General features: G+C 61.8%; 10 protein-coding genes. All 10 read left to right on the top strand.

The annotated features are described in order from the left end of the window. Positions 1 to 169: 169 nt before the first annotated feature. A complete protein-coding gene (gene nrdH / locus L978_RS13755; RefSeq protein ID WP_047523863.1) occupies positions 170 to 421 on the top strand; it encodes a glutaredoxin-like protein NrdH in 252 nt (83 codons plus the stop codon). A gap of 29 nt (positions 422 to 450) precedes the next feature. Then, the gene (locus L978_RS13750) at positions 451 to 642 is read left to right on the top strand and encodes a hypothetical protein (RefSeq protein ID WP_047523862.1); all 192 of its coding nucleotides are present in this window, start codon (positions 451 to 453) and stop codon (positions 640 to 642) included. Beyond that, the gene (locus L978_RS13745) at positions 639 to 1,184 is read left to right on the top strand and encodes a thermonuclease family protein (RefSeq protein WP_052193759.1); all 546 of its coding nucleotides are present in this window, start codon (positions 639 to 641) and stop codon (positions 1,182 to 1,184) included. Before L978_RS13750 ends, L978_RS13745 begins: the two co-directional genes overlap by 4 nt. Before the next feature lie 88 nt (positions 1,185 to 1,272). Continuing rightward, positions 1,273 to 1,632: a single-stranded DNA-binding protein gene (locus L978_RS13740; protein WP_047523860.1), complete on the top strand. Its 360-nt coding sequence runs from the start codon at positions 1,273 to 1,275 to the stop codon at positions 1,630 to 1,632. Between the two features lie 88 nt (positions 1,633 to 1,720). Further along, positions 1,721 to 2,512: a ParA family protein gene (locus L978_RS13735; protein WP_047523859.1), complete on the top strand. Its 792-nt coding sequence runs from the start codon at positions 1,721 to 1,723 to the stop codon at positions 2,510 to 2,512. Continuing rightward, positions 2,505 to 2,900 (top strand): ParB family protein, encoded by a 396-nt coding sequence (locus L978_RS19320; RefSeq protein ID WP_197055671.1) that lies wholly within the window; start codon positions 2,505 to 2,507, stop codon positions 2,898 to 2,900. The genes L978_RS13735 and L978_RS19320 overlap by 8 nt, the downstream gene beginning before the upstream one ends. A 13-nt stretch (positions 2,901 to 2,913) precedes the next feature. Beyond that, complete coding sequence (locus L978_RS13725; RefSeq protein WP_047523855.1) at positions 2,914 to 3,279, top strand: hypothetical protein; 366 nt, start codon at positions 2,914 to 2,916, stop codon at positions 3,277 to 3,279. Further along, positions 3,279 to 3,464: a hypothetical protein gene (locus L978_RS13720; protein ID WP_047523853.1), complete on the top strand. Its 186-nt coding sequence runs from the start codon at positions 3,279 to 3,281 to the stop codon at positions 3,462 to 3,464. Before L978_RS13725 ends, L978_RS13720 begins: the two co-directional genes overlap by 1 nt. Before the next feature lie 11 nt (positions 3,465 to 3,475). After that, a complete protein-coding gene (locus tag L978_RS13715) occupies positions 3,476 to 3,658 on the top strand; it encodes a hypothetical protein (protein ID WP_047523852.1) in 183 nt (60 codons plus the stop codon). A gap of 352 nt (positions 3,659 to 4,010) precedes the next feature. After that, complete coding sequence (locus L978_RS13710) at positions 4,011 to 7,133, top strand: DUF5979 domain-containing protein (protein WP_156118301.1); 3,123 nt, start codon at positions 4,011 to 4,013, stop codon at positions 7,131 to 7,133. Positions 7,134 to 7,317: the final 184 nt, after the last annotated feature.

The raw sequence follows: 7,317 nt of genomic DNA, 5'->3' as shown, positions 1-7,317 counted from the left end.
CTTTCGCGGCATATCCTCGCGTCTCTCGCTGGCGCTCGGCCGCTCCGGTATTCCACGGTCACTTGCCCTCCGGCTGCGCTCGCTACGAAGGCACATGGTGCCTTCACGGCAAAAAAACGTGGGGGAGTGTCAGAGGGAACCGAGGCACTGGGCAGGAAAGGAACCGATCATGAGCTTTACAGTCACCGTCTACAGCAAGCCGAGCTGCGTGCAGTGCAACGCGACCTATCGGGCGCTCGATAACAAGGGCATCAACTACCAGGTGATCGACGTGACCGCCGACGATGCGGCCGCCGAGTACGTCAAGGGGCTGGGCTACATGCAGGCACCCGTCGTCGTCACCGATGACGAGCACTGGTCAGGCTTTCGACCCGACAAGATCGAAGCGCTCTCGCAGCGACTCACTGACACCGCGGAATAGACCCATAAGACCCATAAGGGGGAAATATCATGCTGACCAAAGAAGAGCGCGCCGCGTGGATCGCGAAGCGCGAGGCCGAGCACCAGAAGATCAAAGACCGCATCCGTGCAGCCGGGATCAAGTACCCGCTGGGCTGGGATGAAATGGGATCGAGTGAGAAAGATATGTGGGAAGACCGCATGATCCGCTCTATCGACCGGCTCGAAGGGAAGAGCAAGTGAGGGCGGGCGCGCTGCGCACGATCCTTGCAGGCGCGCTGCGCACGATCCTTGCAGGCGTGCTCGCAATCGGAAGCGCCACCGGCCTACAGAGCTGCACCGAGACGAGCGCAGCCGACGCCGAGCTGCTGCCCGCTGAGAGCGCACAAGTGATCGCCGTAGTGGACGGCGACACCATCGACGTGCAGACGGCCGGGGGAGAGGCGCGCGTGCGCCTCATCGGCCTCGATACACCCGAAATCAACCGTGACGGCGGGCAGGATGACTGCTACGCGCAAGAGGCGCGCGACGAGCTGAACACAATGGTCTACGGGCAGGCGGTCGAGCTGCGCGCCGATCCTACTCAGGATGACACCGACCGCTACGGGCGACTGCTGCGCCACGTCTACATCGACGGGCAGAGCGCCGCCGTCGTGCTGCTCGAAGCAGGAGCCGCGCACGAGTACACCTACGATGCGCCCTACATCGGCCAGGCCGAGCACCGCGACGCAGAGCGCGCAGCGCAGGCCGACGCGCTGGGAATGTGGGGGAGCTGCACCGGATAATCTGCGAAACCATAGACACGACTAGACCTATTAGGTACAATAGACCTATAAACCCCATAACCCCGAAACCGAACCGAGAGGAAAGATCATGACCACCTTCATCAGCTTCACCGGGAACCTGGCCAAGGCACCCGAGCTGCGCACCGACAAGAACGGCCGCCCCTACACCTTCGCTCGCGTCATCCGCACGGATCGCGTGAACAAGGGCGGTGAGTTCGAGGACGGCGGCACCGAGGGCTACGACGTTGTAGTCTGGGGAGCCGACGCCGAAGCGCTGTGCGACCTCGCTGAGCGTTGCGGGAACGTGCGCGTGAACGTCGCGGGCGAAGAGCTGCTGGACACCTACACGAACGACGAGGGCAACACCCGCACCGTTCGCAAGGTGCTCGATGCGGAAGTGACCGTGAGCCTTCGCGGCCAGACCGTCACCGTCGAGCGCCGGAACTAGACCGCCGAGATAGTGGGCTGCCAAGGTGCAGCCCACTATCTGCCCCCAATAGGGGTATTAGTACCATTAGACCTGAAAGAAGGGCACCATGATTCTTGCGTATTGCAACCAGAAGGGCGGAGTGGGGAAGTCCACCACCGTCTACCACCACGCCCGCGCCGCGATCCTCGCAGGACAGAGCGTGCTGGTGATCGACGCCGACCCGCAGGGGAACATCACCAGCGTTCTCACCGAAGACATGCAAGAGGGCGACGTCGGAGTGGCAGACGCGCTCAGTAGCCGCAGCGAAGACACGCTGGCCGACGTGCTCGTGCCCGGTATCTGGGAAGGCCTTACAGTCGCGCCGACCGTGGGCGACACCCTGGCCGACGTGCGAAACGAACTCGTTATCTCATCGGAGCCGGGCCGCGAATCGCGGCTGCGCGCGCAGCTCGCAGCGATCCAGGCCGAATATGACCTGGTGCTCATCGACTGTGGCCCCGCTATCGACCCGCTGACGATCAGCGCACTCACGGCCGCCGAGGCAGTCGTGATCGTCTCACAGTCGAAGCTGTGGAGCGTCAACGGCCTCGCGAAGCTCATGACCACCGTGGGCCAGGTACGCGAGCACTATAACCCGCAGCTCACGGTCGCCGGTCTGGTGCTCAACGCGCACGAGGCGCACACACTCGCAGGAGGCTACTGGGCCGACGAGCTGACGGCGGCCGCCGAGGCCGCACAGCTCCCGATTCTTACCCCACCCGTGCCGAAGCGGCAGGCAATCGCAGATGCCACCGAGACGGCCCGCGGCTTGGACGAAGGCGACGCGCAGGCGCGCGACCTCGCCGCGATCTACGCCGCACACATCGACCAGCTCATGAAGGGAACTGCTCATGTCTAAGAAACCCGAACGCCGACGCTCACAACTCGGCGGCCTGTCGCCCGTAGCGCCGATGAGCGGCCGCGTTGAGACGACACAGCCGGCCCCTGAGAGAACAGCACCCGCAGCGGCCGCGCCCGCTGCGCCAAAGCGCACCGCGGCGGCCGCCAGCTCGAAGCCTGGCACCCGCACGAAGATGGGCTATTACGCGGCCCCGGAGGATAGCGAACGCATCCGGGCAGCGTTCATTGCAGCGAGGAACGCAGGGCGGCCGTATCGGTCACTCTCTGACTTCCAGCTTGAGGCAATTCTCGACAAGGTAATGCAGCTCGAAGCCGAGCTGAACGGTGGCCGACCGTTCGAGGGCGCACCCGCGCACAGCCTGTCACCCGGCCGCCCGATGGAGTAGGGGAGTAACCACAATGGCAATCAACGAGGAACAGCGGCAGCTCGAAATCGCCGCCGAGGTCGAAGAGCTGGCGCGTGCGCTCGCGCATTCAACCCGTGACGTACCGCACCCGCGCGACTCATACCGGCTGCTCGGTGAGCTGGGCGCGACTATCGACCACCTGGCGCAGGTGATCGACCAGCTCGGCAAGTGGCACAGCCGCACCGAGGACGGCACACACTACGACGGCGAAGACGGCGACGGCACCGGCAGCGCCCGTGCGGCCGCTGACGAGCTGACCACCGCAGCAAACATGCTCAGGCTGGCATCGAGTCACGTTCACCGGGCACACGGCCATAACGGCGTCGTGCGCTGGTATCAGGAGCCGCAGGAGAACTGATGAGCGCGCTACAGATCATCTACTATGTCGGGATCGTCGTAGGCATCGCCATGTTCGTTGCATCATGGCTGATCCGCCGTAAGCAGATCACCGAAGGCCCGCTGGCCCGAACTGAGAAACCGTTGATGCTCGGGGGAGCGGCCGTCACGTTAGCCTTCGCGCTGCTCGGTTTCGCCACGATATGAGAGGGGCAGCTATGACTCAGAGCGATCAGATGAGCGACGCGGAGCTGGCGCGTGAGATGAGTCGACTTGAGGCGGCGATAGCCGCCGCTGCGAGTGACGAAGAGCTGCAGCACTGCAATACGTTGTTGAGCGAAGTGCGCTTTGAGCTGATGAAGCGCGGTCACATCGCACAAGGTGGAGGCTGCACCCAATAACTCACTCCAACAACGATGATTTGGAGCATGTGCGGAGCACAGTGACCTCAACGTGAAGCCCGACACCGTGCACCACAGTTAACTATTTATCGCTTCCCGTTTGCGAGCTTCGGTGGCTAGATGTGAAGCAGCTGTGTGTTGTTGTATCTTGTATGGTGGGGGATTTTACATGCCGATGCTTCCCCGTCAAGTAGGGTCGCTTCCTGCGTGTCGTGGTACGCGACTGTACGAACAGATAAGTAATAGTTCATGAGCAAGGAGTCATTTTGAAGTCTGAGAACACCGCCCTGGCGTGGCCTGGGCTGACTAAACGGGGGGTGGGGGGGGGCTTCTCACAGCTTTGTTGCTGTTGGTGACGACGCTGTTCGCGTTTTCACCTGTTTCGCCTGCCGCTGCCGCTGACGGCGGTCAGGTACAGATCGATAATATTGCGATCCAGTATGACGGCGATGATGGAGTCATCGAGGATTGGTCCTATCAGAGGATCGACGTCGATTGGAGCATCCCGGGTGAGGCAGAAACCCCGGTTACGCTGACCATTGACCTCCCGGACGGTTTCTACGGGAACCCCGAGACGTTCCCGGTCAACGGGCCTGATGGCCCCGCAGGTGAGTGCGTTGTCACGCGAACGCAGGTAACCTGCACGATTGATGATGCGTTCATCGAGGCTAACCCGCACGGGGTGTCAGGTGATTTCTTCTTCGAGGCGCGCACCGAGAACGATAACCGTGAAGACGTCAACCAGACCATTGATATTGGTGGGTTCGAGAACGAGGTAGTCGTCACGCCGAGCCGTAACTGGTGCACCGAGGACTGCGAATTTGGTGAGTTCTGGGATGGCAAGTGGGGTTCATACAACACGGCCACTGATGAGATCACCTTCACTGTGCAGGTGAGGGGCGGCAACACCGGTATCCCCGCGGGCAACACCGTCACTGTCACCGACCTGCTCGATGAAGATTCTTACGAACTCATTGTTGATGACGAGTACCCGCGTGTGCGCGAGGCCGGTTTGTTGCAGTACGACCGTTGGGGCAATGAGGTAGTCGGCGGTTGGCAGACCTACCCCACAAGTGACGTCACTTGGAGTAATGGTGATCTGACAGCCACGTTTGAATCCCGCGATGGTCGCGGTGCAGGCTGGAATAACCACGACGAGATCGCACCGCCCGCACAGGGAAGTCAGCGCGGCACCGACGGTAGCTTCTACCTGGTGCAGTGGAAGGTGAAAGCTCTCACTGGTGGCGAACTACAAGACAACGGCGACCGTGTTTTCCGCAACGCAGCCGAATGGGATATTAACGGTGAAGAATCCGGTAACGTCAACGGCAGCGCAACACGCTACAACCGAGGCGGCAATGTCGTTGGCACGAACTACGGCAAGTTCCAGGTCACGAAAGAGCTGACCGGCGACACCACCTTGAACCCAGCGTTCACGGTGAACTACACCGTCACCGAGCCGGGGCAGGAACCTGTCGAGAAATCGTTCACACTGCACTCGGGCGAGACCTTCACGAGTCAGGAGTTCTTCCGCGGCTCTGTGGTGGAGCTGACCGAGGTGCAGCCGACCGACCCAGCAAACGTCAACTGGGCGACACCGGTGTTCCTCGACGCTGACGGTAACCCTGCTGACACACTCACGTTCACCGCGGACGGTAACGGAAAGCTGGGTGCGGTCACTGAGATACGCTTGCTAAACGGAGCAACCCTGCAAAAGGGCGACTTCTCCGCACAGAAGAACGTGGTGAACGAGGACGGTGTGCCGCTGGCCGACGATCTCGAGTTCGCATTGGACTACAGCTACCCCGCTGATGCTGAAAAGGGTTTCGCTGCGGGTTATGGAACGCTAACGCTGCCGATCTCGGGGGAGAGCGTGACAAGCGACGCACTGCCTGTTGGTGCGGTACTCACACTGTCTGAACCGAACCTCCCGAACGTGCCTGGTGCAACCTGGGGTGAACCGGTCATCGACCCTGCGACGCTCACCATTGGTGACAGCACCGATCCGGTGACGGTCTCGGTGAGGAACACGATCACGCAAGATGTGGGCGGCTTCTCGATCACCAAGGCAGTTATCGGTGACGGTACGGAACTTGTGCCCGAAGATGCCGTGTTCACGGTGACGTACGAGTACGACGCGATCAACGGGTTCCCTGCCGGTTCCGGTCAGATCGAGTTTGGTGCTGGTGAAACCGAAACCGTCAACGGCATTCCCGCTGGTGCGACGGTCACCCTGACTGAACTCTCGTTGGATGACCCGACCGGCGGCACCTGGGGTGAGCCGGAGTTCAGCGAGTCGTCTTTCACAGTCGTGAAGGACACGGTTGTCAGCATTGATCTGGACAACCCGATTTCGTGGAACAACGGTGACTTCTCCGTGCTCAAGGCGGTCACCGGAGACGGTGCCGACCTCGTGAGCGAGGACGCCCTGTTCACCGTGGACTACAGCTACACGCTCCCCGAAGGTCTCGGAGCTGACCCCGCGACCGGTACGGGCACCCTGACCGTTGCCAACAACGGCGAGGCCATTGTTAGTGATCCGCTGCCCTACGGCACCGAGGTGACGATCTCCGAGGCCGCCCCGACCGAGGTCGCGGGCGGTACCTGGCTCGGCTACGAGTTCGACAACCCGACCTTCACCATCGGTGATAAGACCACATTCGAGGTCGTACTGACCAACGAGATCGAACGCGATCTTGGTGGTTTCGCAGTGACCAAGGCGGTCGAGGGATCGGGTGCCGATCTGATCGGTGAGGACACCGAATTCACGGTGAACTATTCCTACCCGGCCGGTGACTGGTACGAGGCGGGCGAAGGGTCGCTGACGGTCACCAAGGGTGGCACCGCCACGGTTGACGGCCTCCCCGAGGGCGCGGTCGTGACGCTGGAAGAAGTGCTTCCGGTTGACCCGGAGAACGGCACTTGGGTATCGGCGTCGTTCCCTGACGGCAACGTCGTCACGGTCGGCAAAAACCAGACCGCTGAGGTGGCCCTGGTGAACGAGATCGCGCTCGGCGAGGGCGGCTTCAGCATCCAGAAACTCATTGACGGCAGCGGCAAGAACCTTGTGGCTAATGGTGCAGTGTTCGTGGTGCACTACGAGTACAAGGCCGGGGTTGGTTTCGAGGCGGGCGAAGGCTCCCTCGAAGTGGTCGCGGACGGCACCCCGGTTACCGTTGACGGCCTGCCCGCTGGTGCAGAGGTTCAACTGACCGAGCAGACCCCTGCCGGTGTTGACGGCGCGACCTGGACAGGTCACGAATTCAGCACCGATACGGTCGGAGTCGGCAAGTCCGACGTGGTGGAAATCTCGCTGACGAACACTATCGAGAAGGACGAAGTTCCGGTCGAGAAGGGCGGCGATCTCGCCTCCACCGGTAGTGCTGGGCTGGGCATCATGGGTGCTGCGGCACTGGCGTTACTCCTTGCCGGTGTAGCCACCGTACTCCTGGCCGCACGCCGTCGGCGTAGCTAAGTGAGCAGTCAGGTGGGAGGCGTACACGCCTCCCACCTGACTGGCTACCTCGAAATTTGTATCAGGAAACGTTTAGGACGGATTTCTCTGATTCTGAGCACCCTGCCCTCATGAACGACGGTTTCATTTCCCCGATGGACGTCGGCTGACAGGCGGGGAGAGGCGTGTACGCATCCCCCTTTGC

It is taken from the genome of Microbacterium sp. ZOR0019 (genome assembly GCF_000800925.1).
Taxonomy (GTDB): domain Bacteria; phylum Actinomycetota; class Actinomycetes; order Actinomycetales; family Microbacteriaceae; genus Microbacterium; species Microbacterium aurugineum.
This window is presented reverse-complemented; position numbering and strand designations above follow the sequence as displayed.

Bases quoted from the DNA above. Each gene is read 5' to 3' on its own strand.
- nrdH (WP_047523863.1), top strand. From the start codon at position 170: ATGAGCTTTACAGTCACCGTCTACAGCAAGCCGAGCTGCGTGCAGTGC.
- L978_RS13750 (WP_047523862.1), top strand. From the start codon at position 451: ATGCTGACCAAAGAAGAGCGCGCCGCGTGGATCGCGAAGCGCGAGGCC.
- L978_RS13740 (WP_047523860.1), top strand. From the start codon at position 1,273: ATGACCACCTTCATCAGCTTCACCGGGAACCTGGCCAAGGCACCCGAG.
- L978_RS13735 (WP_047523859.1), top strand. From the start codon at position 1,721: ATGATTCTTGCGTATTGCAACCAGAAGGGCGGAGTGGGGAAGTCCACC.
- L978_RS19320 (WP_197055671.1), top strand. From the start codon at position 2,505: ATGTCTAAGAAACCCGAACGCCGACGCTCACAACTCGGCGGCCTGTCG.
- L978_RS13725 (WP_047523855.1), top strand. From the start codon at position 2,914: ATGGCAATCAACGAGGAACAGCGGCAGCTCGAAATCGCCGCCGAGGTC.
- L978_RS13720 (WP_047523853.1), top strand. From the start codon at position 3,279: ATGAGCGCGCTACAGATCATCTACTATGTCGGGATCGTCGTAGGCATC.
- L978_RS13715 (WP_047523852.1), top strand. From the start codon at position 3,476: ATGACTCAGAGCGATCAGATGAGCGACGCGGAGCTGGCGCGTGAGATG.